At 43.3% G+C, this 19,231-nt stretch carries 13 protein-coding genes and 3 pseudogenes; all 16 read left to right on the forward strand.

Features of this window, described 5'->3' with window-relative positions; genetic code table 11:
• Positions 1–287 precede the first annotated feature (287 nt).
• The 16 genes and pseudogenes from D8791_RS05040 (at position 288) to D8791_RS10730 (ending at position 19,127) form a co-directional block, all read left to right on the forward strand.
• Entirely contained in the window at positions 288–488 is a 201-nt protein-coding gene (locus D8791_RS05040; protein ID WP_005589732.1) for a F0F1 ATP synthase subunit C, read from the forward strand.
• Between the two features lie 33 nt (positions 489–521).
• Complete coding sequence (gene atpB / locus D8791_RS05045) at positions 522–1,235, forward strand: F0F1 ATP synthase subunit A (protein WP_045496788.1); 714 nt, start codon at positions 522–524, stop codon at positions 1,233–1,235.
• A gap of 22 nt (positions 1,236–1,257) precedes the next feature.
• The gene (atpF, locus tag D8791_RS05050) at positions 1,258–1,752 is read left to right on the forward strand and encodes a F0F1 ATP synthase subunit B (protein ID WP_125446505.1); all 495 of its coding nucleotides are present in this window, start codon (positions 1,258–1,260) and stop codon (positions 1,750–1,752) included.
• Positions 1,752–2,288, forward strand: coding sequence for a F0F1 ATP synthase subunit delta (locus D8791_RS05055; protein WP_125446506.1), 537 nt, complete (start codon positions 1,752–1,754; stop codon positions 2,286–2,288). The genes atpF and D8791_RS05055 overlap by 1 nt, the downstream gene beginning before the upstream one ends.
• Positions 2,289–2,303: 15 nt before the next feature.
• Positions 2,304–3,809 (forward strand): F0F1 ATP synthase subunit alpha, encoded by a 1,506-nt coding sequence (gene atpA / locus D8791_RS05060; protein ID WP_125389904.1) that lies wholly within the window; start codon positions 2,304–2,306, stop codon positions 3,807–3,809.
• Between the two features lie 15 nt (positions 3,810–3,824).
• Positions 3,825–4,703 carry a F0F1 ATP synthase subunit gamma gene (locus D8791_RS05065; protein ID WP_125446507.1) on the forward strand — a complete coding sequence of 293 codons (879 nt, stop codon included), beginning with the start codon at positions 3,825–3,827 and terminating at the stop codon, positions 4,701–4,703.
• Positions 4,704–4,740: 37 nt separating this feature from the next.
• The gene (gene atpD, locus D8791_RS05070; RefSeq protein ID WP_005589740.1) at positions 4,741–6,147 is read left to right on the forward strand and encodes a F0F1 ATP synthase subunit beta; all 1,407 of its coding nucleotides are present in this window, start codon (positions 4,741–4,743) and stop codon (positions 6,145–6,147) included.
• 7 nt (positions 6,148–6,154) lie between these two features.
• Positions 6,155–6,577 carry a F0F1 ATP synthase subunit epsilon gene (locus D8791_RS05075; RefSeq protein ID WP_125446508.1) on the forward strand — a complete coding sequence of 141 codons (423 nt, stop codon included), beginning with the start codon at positions 6,155–6,157 and terminating at the stop codon, positions 6,575–6,577.
• Positions 6,578–6,664: 87 nt separating this feature from the next.
• The gene (locus D8791_RS05080; protein ID WP_048764292.1) at positions 6,665–6,895 is read left to right on the forward strand and encodes a DUF1146 family protein; all 231 of its coding nucleotides are present in this window, start codon (positions 6,665–6,667) and stop codon (positions 6,893–6,895) included.
• Positions 6,896–6,963: 68 nt separating this feature from the next.
• Positions 6,964–8,244 (forward strand): UDP-N-acetylglucosamine 1-carboxyvinyltransferase, encoded by a 1,281-nt coding sequence (gene murA, locus D8791_RS05085; RefSeq protein ID WP_125446509.1) that lies wholly within the window; start codon positions 6,964–6,966, stop codon positions 8,242–8,244.
• The gene (locus tag D8791_RS05090) at positions 8,237–8,425 is read left to right on the forward strand and encodes a DNA-directed RNA polymerase subunit beta (protein WP_125388145.1); all 189 of its coding nucleotides are present in this window, start codon (positions 8,237–8,239) and stop codon (positions 8,423–8,425) included. Before murA ends, D8791_RS05090 begins: the two co-directional genes overlap by 8 nt.
• A gap of 73 nt (positions 8,426–8,498) precedes the next feature.
• The gene (locus tag D8791_RS05095; protein WP_125446510.1) at positions 8,499–9,347 is read left to right on the forward strand and encodes a DNA/RNA non-specific endonuclease; all 849 of its coding nucleotides are present in this window, start codon (positions 8,499–8,501) and stop codon (positions 9,345–9,347) included.
• 249 nt (positions 9,348–9,596) lie between these two features.
• Positions 9,597–11,921 (forward strand): annotated as a pseudogene (locus tag D8791_RS10615) (sialidase domain-containing protein); the annotation flags it as partial.
• A 432-nt stretch (positions 11,922–12,353) separates the two neighbouring features.
• Positions 12,354–17,405, forward strand: a pseudogene (locus D8791_RS10620) (SpGH101 family endo-alpha-N-acetylgalactosaminidase); the annotation flags it as partial.
• A gap of 93 nt (positions 17,406–17,498) precedes the next feature.
• Positions 17,499–18,515: pseudogene (locus D8791_RS10725) on the forward strand (G5 domain-containing protein); the annotation flags it as partial.
• A gap of 444 nt (positions 18,516–18,959) precedes the next feature.
• Positions 18,960–19,127, forward strand: a complete 168-nt coding sequence (locus D8791_RS10730; RefSeq protein ID WP_376739479.1) for an LPXTG cell wall anchor domain-containing protein — start codon at positions 18,960–18,962, stop codon at positions 19,125–19,127.
• Positions 19,128–19,231 lie beyond the last annotated feature (104 nt).

Consider the following 19,231-nt stretch of genomic DNA (forward strand, 5'->3'; position numbering starts at 1 on the left):
AGTGGGCTCTACTAGGCTGATTTCATTAGCTTTTACAGCTCTACTCAACTGTGCGGAGGTGGGACGACGAAATCGAATTCTAATGAATTACTGATTTCTGTCCCACTCTCATTTTTGCTTGGATTTTTATAGGATAAATGTTTGAAAAGCACTTTTATTCAAGTTTTGTTTTAAATTTAAAAGAAAAGCGCGAAAAACGCTTACAATATCACAAAATAATTGACTATTACCTTTATTAGGAGTAAACTAATGGGGTACATTTAAAAAATATAAAAGGAGAATTCATCATGAATTTAACATTTTTAGGACTTTGTATTGCCTGCTTTGGCGTCTCATTAGCTGAAGGTTTGATTATGAGTAATCTGTTTAAAGCAGCTTCACGTCAGCCAGAAATGGTTGATCAATTAAGAAGCTTGCTCATCATGGGTGTCGCTTTTGTTGAAGGTACTTTCTTCGTTACTTTGGTTATGTCTTTCATTATCAAATAGTTTTTTCTATTTTAGAAAAGGGGGTGTCAAACCTTGGAAGAGAGTCTTAATCCGACTATTCAGCTAGGCCCAATATCCTTTGATTTGACCCTGCTTGCTATGTCACTTGTGACCGTTTTGATGGTCTTTGGCTTTATCTACTGGGGCAGTAGAAAAATGTCCATCCGACCAAAAGGAAAGCAAAATTTACTTGAGTACGTCTATGATTTTGTCATTGGCTTTACTAAAGAAAATATTGGGGAACATTACATCAAAGATTATTCTTTGTTTATGTTTGCCTTGTTCCTTTTTATTGCAGTTGCCAATAATATCGGTTTGATGGCTAAAATTCAAACCACCAATGGCTACAATCTCTGGACCTCACCGACGGCAAATTTGGGCTATGACCTAGCCTTGTCCTTTATCATTACATTGATTAGTCATGTGGAAGGAATCCGTCGTCGTGGTTTTAAAGATTACTTAAAAGCTTTTGCAACACCTGGATTTATGACTCCAATGAATATCTTGGAAGAATTTACCAATTTTGCCTCCTTAGCTCTGCGGATTTTCGGAAATATCTTTGCAGGGGAAGTTTTGGCTGGCTTGTTGCTTACCTTGTCACAACAAGCATTTTATTGGTATCCAGCTGCTTTCCTAGGTAGTATGTTATGGACAGCCTTCTCGATATTTATTTCATGTATCCAGGCCTATGTCTTTACCATGCTGTCTTCGATGTATATCGGTAAGAAAATAAACGGTGAAGAATAGTAAGTAGAAAGGAAGAAAAGGAATGCACGTAACTATCGGTGCCATTATTGGTGACTTTATTCTCATCGCTGGTTCCTTCCTTTTATTAATTTTTTTAGTAAAGAAGTTTGCCTGGGGCAATATTACCAGTATCTTAGAAGAACGTTCTAAAAAGATTACGGATGATATTGACGGGGCTGAGTCAGCCCGTAAAAAGGCTGAGGAACTTGCGCAAAAACGTGAGAATGAATTAGCAGGAAGTCGTCAGGAAGCAACGACGATTATCGAACATGCTAAGGAAACAGCTGAAAAAAATAAGGCTGGAATTTTAGCGGATGCAGCTGAAGAAGCTGGACGTTTGAAAGCAAAAGCCAATCAAGAAATTGCTCAAAGCAAGGCAGAAGCCTTGAATAGCATTAAAGACGATGTGGCTGACCTAACAGTAAGTCTTGCAAGTAAGATCTTGAGCCAGCAGCTTGATACAAAAGCACACAATGAGCTCATTGATCGTTATATTGATAAATTAGGAGATGCTTAATGGACAAAAAGCACTATGCGGTAGTTGAAAAATATACCTTGCCTTTTGTTCAATTAGTATTTGAAAAAGGTCAGCAACAAGATGTTTTTGAAAAACTAAGCCAAATTAGGGCCGTGTTTGAGGAAACAAATCTTGCTGACTTTTTATCACATATTGGCGTTGATGATGGAGAAAAGGAGAAGGCTCTTCGACTTTTTCAAAACTCAGATTCACAGCTGATTGATAACTTTATCGAAGTCGTTATTCTCAATCATCGAGCAGATTTGTTCTACGATATGTTGGTAGAAATTCAGCATCAGATTGAGAAACAAAGCAATGAATTTGAAGTGACGGTTAAATCTGTTCAAGCCTTGACAGAAAGTCAAAAAGACAGATTGAAACCAATGATTGAGCAAAAAATGGGCCTCAAAGTTCGCTCGCTCAAGCAGGAATTAGATGCTAGCCTGATTGGTGGCTTCATCATTTCAGCCAATAATAAGACAATTGATGCAAGTATAAAACGTCAATTACAACTCGTAAAAGAAAATTTGAAATAGAAAGTGGTGTGAATTTTGGCGATTAACGCACAAGAAATCAGCGCTTTAATTAAGCAACAAATTGAAAATTTCCAGCCAAATTTTGACGTCACAGAAACTGGGGTCGTCACTTATATTGGTGATGGAATCGCTCGTGCCCACGGTCTTGATAATGCCATGAGTGGCGAGCTCTTGATTTTTGAAAATGGTTCTTATGGTATGGCACAAAACTTGGAGTCAACCGATGTCGGAATCATTATCTTGGGTGATTTTACAGATATTCGTGAGGGCGATACGATTCGTCGCACGGGTAAAATCATGGAAGTTCCTGTCGGAGATGCTTTGATTGGTCGTGTCGTAGATCCACTTGGTCGTCCTGTTGACGGCTTGGGTGAGCTTGCTACAACTAAAACACGCCCTGTAGAAGCACCAGCTCCAGGAGTTATGCAACGGAAGTCTGTATCAGAACCATTGCAAACAGGTTTGAAAGCTATTGATGCCCTTGTACCAATTGGTCGTGGTCAGCGGGAATTGATTATCGGTGACCGTCAGACTGGTAAAACTAGTATTGCCATCGATGCGATCCTCAACCAAAAAGGGCAGGATATGATCTGTATCTATGTTGCCATTGGTCAAAAGGAATCTACTGTCCGTACACAAGTGGAAACTCTCCGTCAGTATGGAGCCTTGGATTATACTATCGTGGTAACAGCGTCAGCTTCTCAACCTTCTCCTTTGCTCTTCTTGGCTCCTTATGCCGGTGTAGCAATGGCTGAAGAATTTATGTACAATGGCAAGCACGTCCTCATCGTTTATGATGACTTGTCAAAACAAGCGGTAGCTTATCGTGAACTTTCTCTCTTGCTTCGCCGTCCGCCAGGTCGTGAAGCCTTCCCAGGGGATGTCTTCTACCTTCACAGCCGTCTGCTTGAACGTTCAGCTAAAGTTTCTGATGAGCTTGGTGGTGGATCAATCACTGCATTGCCATTCATCGAAACGCAGGCAGGAGATATCTCAGCTTATATTGCAACCAACGTAATTTCAATTACGGATGGTCAGATTTTCCTCAGCGATAGCCTCTTTAATGCAGGTATTCGCCCAGCCATTGATGCCGGTTCTTCTGTATCTCGGGTAGGTGGATCTGCACAAATCAAGGCTATGAAGAAGGTTGCAGGAACTCTGCGTATTGACCTTGCTTCATATCGTGAGCTGGAAGCCTTTACCAAATTTGGTAGTGACCTCGATGCAGCAACTCAGGCTAAGTTGAACCGTGGACGCCGTACAGTAGAAGTATTGAAACAGCCAGTTCATGAGCCACTGCCAGTTGAAAAGCAAGTTGTGATCCTCTATGCGTTGACTCACGGCTTCCTTGATGCAGTACCAGTAGATGAGATTCTTCGATTTGAAGCAGAGATTTTTGCTTACTTTGACGCTCATCATGAAGACATTTATGAAACCATTCGTCAGACAAAAGATTTGCCGAGTGAAGAAGTGCTGGACGCCGCTATTACTGAATTTATCAATCAGTCTAACTTCAAATAAGAATAGAGGTGTCAGATGGCAGTTTCATTAAATGATATCAAAAATAAAATTGCATCCACAAAAAACACCAGTCAAATCACCAATGCTATGCAGATGGTTTCTGCATCTAAGTTGGGAAAATCCGAAGAAGCAGCAAAGAACTTTCAAGTCTATGCTTCTAAGGTTCGGAAACTCTTGACCGACCTTTTGCATGGTCATGAGGCAGAAAATGTTAGCCATCATCCACTGCTCAAGAGCAGACCGGTTCAGAAAACGGCTTATATCGTCATTACATCTGATCGTGGTTTGGTCGGTGGCTACAACGCAACCATCCTCAAATCAATGATGGAATTGATTTCTGAATACCACGAAAAGGATGATTATGTCATTATTTCGATCGGAGGAATGGGAGCTGATTTCTTCCGCGCACGAGGCATTCAGCCGATTTATGAATTGCGCGGCTTAGCCAATCATCCGAGTTTTGATGAAGTTCGGAAAATCATTTCCAAGACCATTGAAATGTATAAGAATGAGCTTTTTGATGAACTTTATGTGTGTTATAACCACCATGTCAACAGCCTGACCAGTCAGATGCGGGTAGAGCAGATGTTGCCAATCGTCGATTTAGATCCTAGTGAAGCGGATGAGAACTATATTCTCAATCTAGAATTAGAATCCAGTCGAAATGCGATTTTGGATCAGCTCTTGCCTCAGTTTGCTGAAAGTATGATTTACGGGGCGATTATTGACGCAAAAACTGCTGAAAATGCTGCTGGTATGACAGCCATGCAGACAGCAACGGATAACGCTAAAAAAGTTATCAATGATTTGACCATTCAGTATAACCGTGCTAGACAAGCAGCTATCACGCAGGAAATTACTGAAATTGTGGCGGGTGCAAGTGCACTGGAATAGTGTCACAGAAAATAAATAGTATAAAGAGGAGAAAAGAATGAGCTCAGGCAAAATTACTCAGGTTATCGGACCGGTTGTAGATGTAGCATTTGCAGCTGGCGACAAGCTACCTGAGATCAATAATGCACTTGTAGTCTATAAAAATGACGAAAAAAAATCAAAAATCGTCCTTGAAGTAGCTCTTGAGCTTGGTGATGGAGTGGTTCGGACCATCGCTATGGAATCAACAGATGGCTTGACTCGTGGCATGGAAGTGCTAGATACTGGCCGTCCAATTTCTGTACCAGTCGGCAAAGAAACACTTGGTCGCGTCTTTAACGTTTTGGGAGATACCATTGACTTGGATGCTCCTTTTGCGGATGATGCAGAGCGCCAGCCAATCCATAAGAAAGCTCCAACCTTTGATGAGTTGTCTACTTCATCAGAGATCTTAGAAACAGGTATCAAGGTTATCGACCTTTTAGCACCTTATCTGAAAGGTGGTAAAGTCGGACTCTTCGGTGGTGCCGGAGTTGGTAAGACCGTCTTGATTCAGGAATTGATTCATAACATTGCCCAAGAACACGGTGGTATTTCTGTATTTACTGGCGTTGGGGAACGTACCCGTGAAGGGAATGACCTTTATTGGGAAATGAAAGAGTCTGGTGTTATCGAGAAAACAGCCATGGTCTTCGGTCAGATGAATGAGCCGCCAGGAGCGCGTATGCGGGTTGCTTTGACTGGTTTGACGATTGCAGAATACTTCCGTGATGTGGAAGGTCAAGATGTCTTGCTTTTCATTGACAACATCTTCCGTTTCACGCAGGCAGGTTCTGAAGTTTCTGCCCTTTTGGGTCGGATGCCGTCAGCCGTTGGTTACCAACCAACACTTGCGACAGAAATGGGACAATTGCAAGAACGTATCACATCGACTAAGAAGGGTTCTGTAACCTCGATTCAAGCCATCTACGTGCCAGCCGATGACTATACTGACCCAGCGCCAGCGACAGCTTTTGCCCACTTGGACTCTACAACCAACTTGGAACGTAAATTGGTTCAATTGGGGATTTATCCAGCCGTGGATCCGCTCGCTTCAAGCTCTCGAGCTCTTTCTCCTGAGATTGTTGGTGAAGAGCACTATGCAGTGGCTGCCGAAGTGAAACGCGTATTGCAACGTTATCATGAATTGCAGGATATCATTGCCATCCTAGGTATGGATGAGTTGTCAGATGAAGAAAAGACTTTGGTTGCGCGTGCGCGCCGGATTCAGTTCTTCCTGTCTCAAAACTTCAACGTTGCGGAGCAATTTACTGGCCAGCCAGGATCTTATGTGCCTGTAGCTGAGACGGTTCGTGGCTTTAAAGAAATCCTCGAAGGAAAGTATGATAAGTTACCAGAAGATGCCTTCCGTGGTGTCGGTTCGATTGAGGATGTCATCGCTAAAGCTGAAAAAATGGGATTCTAAGAGGTGAATGATGGCTCAAATGACAGTACAAATCGTTACACCGGATGGTCTGATTTATGACCACCATGCTGCATTTGTTTCCGTAAAAACGATTGACGGAGAAATGGGAATTTTGCCTCGCCATATCAATACAATTGCTGTTTTGGAAGTGGATCAAGTCAAGGTACGCAGAATCGATGATGACAAGCATATTGACTGGATTGCGGTCAACGGTGGCATCATAGAAATTGCTGATAATGTGATTACCATTATCGCGGACTCAGCTGAGCGTGAGCGTGATATTGATATCAGCCGTGCCGAGCGAGCTAAGTTACGTGCTGAGAAAGAGATCGAAGAAGCCCAAGACAAGCATTTGATTGACCAAGAGCGACGTGCTAAAATCGCCCTCCAGCGTGCCATCAACCGTATTAACGTTGGAACAAGAATGTAATGAAAAAAGAATGGAATTTCCATTCTTTTTTATTGTCCCATACTCCTTTCCGCTAGAAACAGCTCTTCTTATGGTATAATAAAATCTATGATAGAATTAATGTTTCGATTATGCAGTCATCTGCTCTTTATCTTTATGTCTTTTCATCTTTTGTCTACAGTGGTCAGTTGGGAAAGATTTCTAAAAGTAAATGCTGATAATGCCATCAAAATTCGTTTTTTGATTTTGTTGCTAAGTATTGCCTTGGGCTACATGGCTAGCCTATTTTTTATCGGTATTTATGACATGAGTCGGGCAATTTTTAATGGAGCTTTATAAGGTCAGAATCTTGATTTTATGATATGATAGTAAGGATGAATTTTTAAGATTTGGAGTAACTAGTTAGTATGGAAAAAATTATTATTCAGGGTGGAAATAACCGTCTGGTTGGCAGAGTTAGGATTGAAGGAGCTAAAAATGCGGTGTTGCCGCTGTTGGCGGCAACAGTCTTGGCCAGTGAGGGAAAAACAATACTCAAGAATGTGCCAGTCCTTTCGGATGTTTTTACCATGAACAATGTTGTTCGTGGCTTGAATACGCAGGTAGACTTTAACCAAGATGAAAATACTGTAGTTGTAGATGCAACTCAACCATTGACCGAAGAAGCTCCCTACAAATATGTCAGCAAAATGCGGGCTTCGATTGTTGTATTGGGTCCCATTCTTGCTCGAAATGGGCATGCAAAAGTATCCATGCCGGGTGGTTGTACGATTGGTAGCCGTCCGATTGACCTTCATTTGAAGGGATTGGAGGCAATGGGTGCTCAGATTACGCAGACTGCGGGTTATATTGAGGCCAAGGCAGACCGCTTGATGGGAGCCCATATCTACATGGACTTCCCAAGTGTTGGCGCGACACAGAATATTATGATGGCGGCAACTTTGGCTCAAGGCACCACTGTTATCGAAAATGCTGCTCGGGAGCCTGAAATTGTTGATTTGGCTTTATTGTTAAATAAAATGGGCGCTAAAGTCAGAGGGGCAGGAACGGAGAATATAACAATCATCGGTGTTGAAAAACTTAATGGAGCTGAGCATAATGTCGTGCAAGACCGTATCGAAGCTGGAACCTTTATGGTTGCTGCTGCCATGACAGGCGGTGACTTGCTGATTGAAGATGCGATTTGGGAGCACAACCGTCCGCTTTTATCAAAAATGCAAGAAATGGGTGTGGAAGTGACTGAAGAAGACGAAGGAATTCGCGTCCGCTCAGATGTTTCAAAGTTAAAAGCTGTTTCTGTCAAAACTCTACCTTATCCAGGTTTTCCAACCGATATGCAGGCTCAGTTTACTGCCTTGATGGCGATAGCTCAAGGAGAGTCTGTCATGGTTGAGACGGTCTTTGAAAACCGCTTCCAGCACTTAGAAGAGATGCGACGGATGGGTCTTCACTCCGATATTATGCGGGATACCGCTCGGATTTGGGGCGGTAGCAGCCTGCAAGGAGCAGAAGTGATGTCGACAGATCTCCGGGCTAGTGCGACCTTGATTTTGATGGGCTTGATTGCTGAAGGGGAGACAAAAGTTAGCAAGTTAGTTCATTTGGATCGTGGCTATTATAAATTTCACGAAAAGCTAGCGGCTCTTGGTGCCAACATCAAACGCGTAAAGGAAGAAGATGATGAGTGAAAATTGGAAATATTTGGCTAGACAACTAGGCATCATTGCCTTGGTGCTGGTAGTTGCTTTTATCATTTTTTGTCTTGGTCTGGTCATCGGATATGGTGTGATTGGAAATGCAGATAATCCTTGGTCTATCTTATCACCAGATACTTGGAAAGAGCTTATTTCTAAGTTTACTGGTCAATGATCTGCCGAGAGTGTTCGTTAATTTACCGACTGTGCAGAATCTTTGCACAGTCCTTTTAAATGGATAGGAAAATATGCCAAAAAGAAAGAAATTACAAAAAAAGAGCACTAAATCTACTCAGACTATAGCTGGGCTTCTGGTTGCTCTGACTTTATCACTGGGAGCCTACTTTTTTGGAAATGGCAATCAGTCACCAGCAGTAAATACACCTGCAGTTGTCAGTCAAAATAAGGATACAAGTACACCAGATCAAGCGCTGGCTGAGAGTGTTCTCACTGACTCGGTGCGTTCTCAACTCGGTGGAAAAATCGAGTGGAATGGGGTTGGCGCCTTCATCATCGATGGGAATAAAACGAACTTAAATGCCAAAGTGTCGAGTGCGCCTTATGCAGATAATAAAACGAAGATTGTTCAGGGGCAGACGATTCCAACAGTTGCCAATGCCTTGCTTGCCAAATCGACCCGCCAATATAAATCGCGTGAAGAAACGGGAAATGGTTCCACTCCTTGGGTTCCTGCCGGTTGGCACCAAGTCAAACATCTATCAGGTGAATACAACCATGCAGTAGATCGCGGGCATCTCTTGGCTTACTCGCTGATCGGTGGCTTAAAGGGCTTTGATGCTTCCACTAGCAACCCAGCCAATATCGCAGTCCAGACAGCTTGGGCCAATCAGGCCAATAAAGACAACTCGACAGGGCAGAACTACTATGAAACTCAGATTCGTCGTGCTTTGGACCAGAATAAGCGAGTTCGCTATCGTGTCACCTTGATCTATGCTTCTGAAAATGATCTGGTGCCCTCTGGCTCGCATTTAGAAGCTAAGTCCAGCGATGGAAGTTTGGAATTCAATGTTTTTGTCCCAAATGTCCAGTCAGGAATTGTCCTTGATTATCGCACTGGCAGAGTGAGCATTAGATAAATATGATTTAAATAATATGATCCATTTGAAGTGAGCAGCTAGTATTGATTGTAGATTTCAAATGGATTTTTCTATCTTTCTTCTAAGAATAATCTACATTTCTACTGTAAAATAATTTGACACTTCTTAAAATATTTGATATAGTAAAAAAGAGTATATTAACATAAAATAAGAAAGGGATAGAAGGGGTTTATAACAGCCTAAAAATTTTAAGGCTTATTGTAAACGCTTACTATTGGTGGTTGTCAGATGGATAGAGATTTATTTGATAAAAGATGTAAGTTTGGGATTCGCAAGCTAACTTTAGGTGTTTGCTCTGTTATAATCGGAGCAATCTTGTTTGGGGTCAATCAAGTATCGGCTGACAGTCTAGCAGAGACAACAACTAGCCCAGCAGGAGTAGTTGCGGTATCTCAACCAAGTGTGGCACCTCCTGCTACTGAAGTTACGGGAGAGACAACATCTTCTGAGGTAAATGGGAAAGTAGAAAAAGAGGATAAGCCTGTAGCAGCAACTGCTACTGCACCAGTATCTACAGAAAATGCAGCTACACCCGTATCTCCATCAACAGATACAGGTACCACTTTAGAAAAACCTTCTGATGCAACTGCTGAGACAGAAGAAACGGTTGAAAGAGACTATTATTCCCGTTCTTTAAAGAATGTCAAGCCTGTCTTGGAAAAAGAAGATATTACGATTAACAAAACAGATCACGCCAAAGAGGATCTATCCAGCGAGCTAGATAAAGTAAAAAAATTAAAGAATGCAACGGTTCATTTGGAGTTTAAGCCAGATACAAACTCACCAAAGTTTTATAGTGTATTCTCTGCTTCTAGCTCCTCGCATGTCAACGAATACTTTACTCTTGCGGTTAATAATGGAACAGCAGTTGTCGAAGGTCGTGATCGCAATGGGCAGCAATTCTATGAAAATTATAACACTGCCCCTTTGAAAGTAACTGCGGGTCAATGGAACTCCATCACCTATACAGTAGAAAGACTAAAACCAGATTCGCCAGAGGGTCGCGTGCGCCTCTATGTCAATGGGGTTCTATCAAGAACCAGCTATCAGTCAGGGAAATTCCTGAGTGACATGCCGGATTTGACCAACATGCAGCTGGGTGCTACAGTGCGTGGTAAGCAAAACCATTGGCCAGGAACGTTTGCCGTTCGAAATCTAACTATTTATGACCGCGCTCTTTCGCCAGAGGAAGTAGCTCAGCGTAGCCAAATTTTAAAACGGAAAGAACTAGAAGGACAGCTAGCTCCTGGTGCCTCCCTGAGTGAAAAGGCAGATGTATTTGAGAGTGGAGCTGGCAGTCAGGCTAATAGTCAAGGAATTAAAAGCTATCGAATCCCAGCCTTGTTAAAGACTCAGAAAGGAACCTTGATTGCAGCTGCGGATCAGCGCCGCTTGCATGCGTCAGACTGGGGGGATATCGGCACAGTTATTCGCCGTAGTACAGATGGCGGCCAGACTTGGGGGCCAGAAAAGACGATTGTCAATTTGCGCAATAATCCCAAAGCAACGGATCCGAATCAGGGCTCTCCTGTAACGATTGATGTGGCTATGGTTCAGGATAAAGACGGAACCATTCATGCCATCTATGATATGTTTACAGAAGGGAGGGCTGTTTTTGACCTGCCTGCTAAAAACGAAGAAGCCTATACAACGATTGATGGCAAGGTTTATCAGATTCTTTATCACGAAAATGGTCAAAAATATACAATTCGTGAAAATGGAACAGTCTATGATGCAAACGGTGTAGCGACAACCTATCGTGTAGTGGTCAATCCACAGGAAAAAGACTATCGAGATAAAGGTGACCTTTACGACGGAGACCGCCTGATTGATAATATTTATTTCACGACTAAGAAAGATTCGCCTTTCCGTGTTGCTCGGACTAGCTATCTATGGACATCAGTGAGTAAGGATGATGGACTGACTTGGTCTGCTCCGCGTGATATCACTCCTATGGTCAAGGAAAACTGGATGAAGTTCTACGGGGTCGGCCCTGGTACAGGCATTCGTCTTCATACAGGCCCGCACAAAGGACGTTTAGTTATTCCGACTTATTCGACTAACGAATCTTCCCATTTACATGGTTCTCAGTCTTCTCGGGTTATCTATTCAGATGATAATGGACAAACTTGGCATTCTGGAGCAGCAGTTAATGATGGTCGCAGAGTGAATAATACAGAGATTCAATCCAGTACCATGAATCATCCTTCGGCTCAAAACACTGAAGCAAGCATCGTGCAGTTAGCAAACGGCCAGCTAAAAATGTTCATGCGTGGATTGACGCGAGACCTGCAAGTTGCAACCAGTGAAGATGGAGGTGCTACTTGGCTTCCTGAAGTGAAACGCTACAAAGATGTGCCTGATGTCTATGTACAAATGTCAGCGATTAGCACAGTCAAAGATGGACAAGAATATGTGATTTTGGCGAATGCAAGCGGGCCTGGCAGAAATAATGGTCATGTTCGAGTTGCCAGAGTGGATCAGGCTGGTAATCTGACTTGGATTGCTCATCGGGAAATCAATAAAGGAAAATTTGCCTACAACTCTCTGCAACAAATCAATGATCAAGAGTTTGGCTTGCTCTATGAAGGAGCGGAAGGTAATAAAAATGACTATACTCTCTCCTTCAAGAAGTTTAACTGGGATTTCTTACTGAAAAACAGTGTTTATCCTACAGAGGCTAAGGTAGTCAGCGCGAAAAACACAGAAGAAGGACTCGTTGCCCTGCGTTTTGATCACGAAGTGATTGTTAATGAAGCGCCAGTATTTGAGCTAGAAAATGGCAAGAAAGCTACCTTTGTTACTCAGGCAGACAGTAAGACACTCCTGTTTTACGCAGATGATGATTCGGCTGGTCAGAAGATTACTAAGATAAAATCAGGCAACATCGAAAGTATTCATAATTTGGCTGTTTCTGTAATCGGAACGAGACTTCCAGCCGCAGGTTCGGCTCCAGAAGCAGTCACACCTTATATTGCACCAACACCAACAGTTCCAGATCCTGATTTAGTTGCAAGATTTGCAGCTAAGAAGGCAGCTGAGTGGACTCCTGTCGGAACAACAGAGCAGCATGGAACAGTCACTACGGTTGAGAAGAACGGTGTACGCTATAACCAGCTCTCCTCAAAATCTACTCATGATAACAACCAAAACCCAGCTCTCTTCCAGAAAGAAGGCTTGCAGGTAGATCAAGAAGGAAATGCTAGCGTAAACTTAACTTTTGTAGAAAATTCTGAAACAAACCATGGTCGCTTTGGTGTCTTTATGAAATATAAAGATACATCAAACAATGTCTTTGTCGGTTATGACAAAGAAGGCTGGTTCTGGGAATATAAAACGCCAGGCAATGGCAATAGTGCTTGGTATCGCCAAACTCGTGTACCAGCACCGAAAAAAGGTTCAACCAATAACTTGGTGGTAACTCTGAAAGCAGATGGTCAGCTCAATGCGACCAATAATGGCGAGCAACTCTTTAATACAGTGACCTTACCAGCTGCAGTCAAGGAAAATCTCAAGAATGAGCGCAAGATTTTGGTCAAGGCCGGTACTTATCAGGGCACTGAACTGACTTCTGTTTTGATAAAGACAGATAACCAAGAAGGCATGACCCAAACTCAGCCGACAGGAGAAAAGGAAACAGGTCCTGTGGTAGATGACTCTAAAGTCACTTATGATAAGATTCACTCAGCAACGATGGAAGTGCTGATTGATAAGGCCTTCCCGCGTGTCAAGAGCTACACAGTCAACAAGCACACACTGACAGGTCAAGTCAAACAGCTGGATCAAGTCACTATTAACTCACATGCTATCAAGCCGAAAGTGACTTACCGCAAGGTTGATGAGCAGACAGCTGAGTATGATTTGGTCTTGAAGGATCCAGAGCATTTGATTGATGCAGAAATGACCGTTCGCTTGAAAGTAGTGGACAACCAGTTGCACTTTGATGTGACAAGAATCGTCAACCATAATCAAGTTGAAGCTGGTAAGCCAGTCGATGATGTTAGAAAATTAATTTCTTCTATCAACTTTGCAGATAATGCTTTAGTATCTGTATCTAGCGAGCAGGCTGGTGCTAAGTTTGATGGGGCGACCATGTCCAACAATACCCATGTCAGCGGAGATGACCATATCAATGTGACCAATCCGATGTCGGATTTGCGCAAGGGCTACATGTACGGATTTGTCTCAACAGACAAGCTGGCGGCTGGTGTATGGAGTAACTCTCAAAACAGCTTTGGCGGTGGATCAAACGATTTTACACGCTTGACTGCTTACAAGCAAACAGTGGGTAACGCTAACTATGTCGCAATCAAGAGCTCACCATGGCAATGGCAAAAAGAATATAAAGGAATTGTTTACCCAGATTATACTTTGGAATTGCCAAGTGCTAAGGTGGTCGTGACCGAAGATGCCAACAAGGATAATCAAGTAGACTGGCAGGATGCTGCTGTAGCTTATCGTCAAATCATGAACAACCCGCAAGGCTGGGAAAAGGTTAAAGACATTACCGCTTATCGGATTGCTATGAACTTTGGCTCTCAAGCTCAAAATCCATTCCTGATGACTCTGGATGGTATTAAGAAAATCAATCTTCATACCGATGGACTTGGCCAAGGTGTCCTCTTGAAGGGATATGGAAATGAAGGGCATGACTCAGGTCACTTGAACTATGCAGATATTGGTAAACGAATCGGTGGAGTTGAAGATTTCAAAACTCTGATCGCCAAGGCTAAGGAATATGGTGCTCACATCGGTATCCACGTCAACGCATCAGAAACCTATCCAGAATCCAAATATTTCAAAGAGGAAATCCTACGCAAGAATCCTGACGGTAGCTATAGCTATGGCTGGAACTGGCTTGACCAAGGTATCAATATTGATGCTGCCTATGACCTCGCTCATGGTCGACTCAAACGCTGGCAAGATTTGAAAGAAAAACTTGGCGAAGGGTTAGACTTTATCTATGTCGATGTTTGGGGTAATGGTCAGTCAGGTGATAATGGTGCTTGGGCAACTCACGTCTTGGCAAAAGAAATCAACCAACAAGGCTGGCGCTTTGCGATTGAGTGGGGCCATGGTGGTGAGTACGACTCTACCTTCCAGCACTGGGCAGCTGACTTGACCTATGGTGGCTATACCAACAAGGGGATTAACAGCAGCATTGTCCGCTTTATCCGCAACCACCAAAAAGATTCTTGGATTGGTGACTATCCGTCCTATGGCGGCGCAGCCAACTATCCGCTGCTTGGTGGTTACAGCATGAAGGATTTTGAGGGCTGGCAAGGACGGAGTGACTACAATGGCTACGTGACCAACCTCTTTGCTCATGATGTCATGACCAAGTATTTCCAACACTTCACTGTCACAACATGGAAGAATGGTAATCCGGTTACCATGAATGATAATGGCGGTAGCTACAAGTGGACACCAGAAATGGAAATCGGTCTGACAGACAGGGACAACAATCAAGTTACTATTCGCCGTAAATCAAACGATGTGGCAAATCCAGGCTACCGTGAAAGAACAGTTACACTTAATGGTCGCGTGATTCAAGACGGCTCAGCTTATCTGGTGCCATGGAATTGGGATGCCAACGGTAATAAGCTGGAAAAAGCTCAAGAAAAGATGTATTATTACAATACAAAAGCAGGCCAGACAACTTGGACCCTGCCGAGTGATTGGAATGATAAGGTTTACCTCTATAAGCTGACCGACCAAGGTAAGGTTGAAGAGCAAGAGCTGACAGTGACGAATAATCAGCTGACGCTGGATCTTTTGGCAAATCAGCCATACGTTCTCTATCGTACAAGACAGGTCAACAAGGAAATGTCTTGGAGCGAAGGAATGCATATCTATGATCAAGGCTTCAACAGTGGCAAGCTGGATCATTGGACAATTACAGGCGACAAGTCTAAGGCTGAGATTGTCAAGTCACAGGGTGCCAATGATATGCTCCGTATTCAAAACAATACAAGTACTGTGACTCTGACTCAGAAATTAACGGGTCTCAAGCCAAATACTAAGTATGCTGCTTATGTCGGAGTGGATAATAGAAGTGATGCTAAGGCAAGTATCACAGTCCAATCAGGTGGTAAGACAATCACCAACTATACTAATAAATCTATTGCTCAAAACTATGTTAAGGCATATGCTCACAATACAAATCGTAGCAATGCGACAGTGGACAACACCAGCTATTTCCAAAATATGTATGTTTACTTCACGACAGGTGATGACGTGTCCAATGTGACTCTGACCCTGAGCCGTGAAGCAGGTGAAAAAGCAACTTACTTTGACGAAATTCGAGTCTTTGAGAATAATTCTACAATGTATGCCGGCGGTCATGATAACCAAAAAGGTGTCTTCAAACAGAACTTTGAAAATGTCGGTCAAGGGATCTTCCCATTTGTTATCGGTGGTATCGAAGGTGTTGAGGACAATCGGACTCACTTATCAGAAAAGAACGCACCATATACACAACGTGGCTGGAATGGTAAGAAGATTGATGATGTTATCGAGGGCGACTGGTCACTCAAGACCAATGGTTTAGTTAGCCGTCAACGCATGGTTTACCAAACTATTCCGCAAAACTTCCGCTTTGAAGCAGGTAAGACTTACCGAGTAACCTTTGACTACGAAGCGGGCTCTGATGGCACTTACGCCTTTGTCAGCGGCAATGGTGAAGTAACTTGGAAGCAAGCAGGTAACCAATGGACTAGTGATTTGGGCAATGCACAAGTGCATGAGCTACCAAACACTTGGAAAGGCTCTCAAAAAGCCAAAAGAGCGACCTTCCTCGTTACGGGAGCGCCAGATGGCAATACTTGGATTGGTATCTATTCTACTGCTAGAGGTGGGAATACAAATGGTGATGCAGGCGGAGATGCAAACTTCCGTGGCTACAATGACTTTGTAATGGATCGTCTACAAATTGAAGAAGTCGAGCTGACAGGTAAGATGCTGATTGACGAAGCAGTGAACAACTACCTGCCACTAGTTGCCAGAACGAATTACACTACTGAGTCTATGAATGCGTTGAAAGATGCGGTTTATAATCTGACTCAGCAGGATGATGACATCTCAGTTGATGCTGCTAGACAGGTAATCGCTGCAGTGGATCACCTCAAGGCTGCCTTGGTAGAGAAGAAGACTTCCCTCAAAGCAGCAGACTTTGAATCTCTGGAAGCACCTGCACAGCCAGGAGAAGAGTTAGCTAAAGCCTTTGATGGTAACCGCTCTAGCCTGTGGCACACACCGTGGTCTGGTGGTGGTGCTAATAAACCGGCTACTATGGTCTTGAGAGAACCAACTGATTTGACAGGTTTGACTTATGTACCACGTTCTTCAGGATCCAATGGTAATCTCAAAAATGTAACTCTGGTGGTAACGGATGAAGCAGGGCGAGAACACCGCTTCTCAGTCGATAATTGGCCAAATAATGCAGCAACTAAAACTATTGACTTTGGTCGGGTTATCAAGGCTAAGAAGATTGTCTTGACAGGTACTCAGACTTATGGCGATAGCGAAAATGAATACCAATCAGCGGCGGAACTAGTCTTTAATCTACCAACAACAAGCGAGGCTGCTCTGGACACAAGTGCTTATGATAAGGCTCTTGCGCGTGCTAAAACGTTGACAAGTCAGGCTAATCGTGAAGCAGTAGAAGAGTTCTTGCAGGTGGCTGCTTACGTGACAAATAACCACTTGTTAACTCCGACTCGCTTGGCAGAATTTACAACTTATCTCAATAGTTTAGAAGATACACCAGCTACACCGCCAGTTCACAAGACGACTCCAGACGAAGGAGTTAAGATTCCAGTTGTCGAACAGCCACGCTTGGATGTGGTAACTGAGGCTCTACCGTTCAACACCGTTGAGCGTGAAAATGCACAATTGCCGAAAGGTACACGAAAAGTTGTCCAAGAAGGCAATGACGGTGAAAAGACTACGCTCGTTGAAGTGACCATCGAAAATGGTCAGGAAACCAGCCGTTTGACTCGCGACAGCTTCGTTTCTAAATCCCCAGTCGATAAGATTGTGGAAATTGGCAAGCCAGTTGAGCAAGTAACACCAGATCAAGGTATTAAGAATCTTGTTGTCGAACAGCCACGCTTGGATATTGTGACAGAGGCTCTACCGTTTAACACCGTCGAACGTGAAAACCCACAATTGCCTAAAGGCACACGAAAAGTTGTCCAAGAAGGCAAGGCCGGTGAGAAGACCACACTTGTGGAAGTGACCATCGAAAATAGTCAAGAAACTGGTCGCACCACTCGTGACAGCTTCGTTTCTAAAGACCCAGTCGACAAGATTGTGGAAATCGGCAAACCAGTTGAGCAAGTAGCACCAGATCAAGGTCTTAAGAATCTTGTTGTTGAACAGCCACGCTTGGATGTTGTAACTGAAGCTCTACCGTTCAACACCGTTGAGCGCAAAAATCCACAATTGCCGAAGGGCATCCGAAAAGTTGTCCAAGAAGGCAAGGCCGGTGAAAAGACCACGCTGGTTGAAGTAACAATCGAAAATGGCCAAGAAACTGGTCGTGTGACTCGCGATAGCTTCGTTTCTAAAGATCCAGTAGATCAGATTGTGGAAGTTGGCAAGCCAGTTGAGCAAGTAACACCAGATCAAGGTATTAAGAATCTTGTTGTCGAGCAACCACGACTTGATATCGTGACAGAAGTTCTACCGTTTAATACCGTCGAACGAGAAAATCCACAATTGCCGAAGGGCACACGAAAAGTTGTCCAAGAAGGCAAGGACGGTGAAAAGACAACGCTTGTGGAAGTGGCGATTGAGAATGGTCAAGAAACCGGTCGCATCACTCGTGATAGTTTCGTTTCCAAAGCCCCAGTGGATCAAATCGTGGAAGTTGGCAAGCCAGTTGAGCAAGTAACACCAGATCAAGGTCTTAAGAATCTTGTTGTCGAACAGCCGCGCTTAGATATTGTGACAGAGGCTCTACCGTTTAATACCATCGAACGTGAAAATCCACAATTGTCTAAGGGTACTCGAAAAGTTATCCAAGAAGGTAAGGCCGGCGAGAAGACCACACTTGTGGAAGTGACCATCGAAAATGGTCGAGAAACTGGACGTGTGACTCGCGACAGCTTCGTTTCTAAAGATCCAGTTGATCAGATTGTGGAAGTTGGAAGCAAGGAAGAGAAACCAAACAAACCAACTACACCAGAGAAGCCTGTAGAGCCATCTAAACCATCTAAGCCAGAAAATAACTTGCGTATCTTGACGGACGAAGCTACCAAGGTTCAAGTGATTGGCATGAAGTCTACGCTTGATCAAGTTGTAGCCTTGAAGGTTAAGAAAGTAGCAGCTCAAAGCCTAGAAGGTAAGCTTTATGATGCTTATGACATTAGACTAGAAGACCAATTTGGCAAAGCTGTTCAGCCTAAGGGCAAAGTCTTTGTCAGCCTTCCAGTTGCATCTAACAAAGATGTTGAAAATGTCTTCTTTATGATAGCGGCTAATCAGCTTGATGCGGTATCCTTCCAGCAAAAAGGTCATTATGTCGAGTACATGACAGATCAGCTAGGTGTTTATGCGGTTGTTTACAAGTCAACTGCAACCCCGCAGATGCAGGAGCAAGTGCAAGGATCTAAAGTAGATGGTTCTACTAAAGGCCGAGCTACTAAGTCAGCAACCTTACCAAGTACAGGCACAGCAACAGATTCAGCCTTCCTTCTCGGCCTTCTGTTAGCATTGACAGGATTATTCCTGATGAAGAAGAAGGAAAATATGTAAAAAAACATTTCCGACACAAAGTTTGGTACATAGCCATTAGTCTATGTACCAGCGATTTAAGGGCGGAACATGGCTTGAGAAAAGATATAGTGTAAGTTATGTTC

The sequence above is a fragment of the Streptococcus cristatus genome (assembly GCF_003943515.1).
Lineage (GTDB): Bacteria > Bacillota > Bacilli > Lactobacillales > Streptococcaceae > Streptococcus > Streptococcus cristatus_D.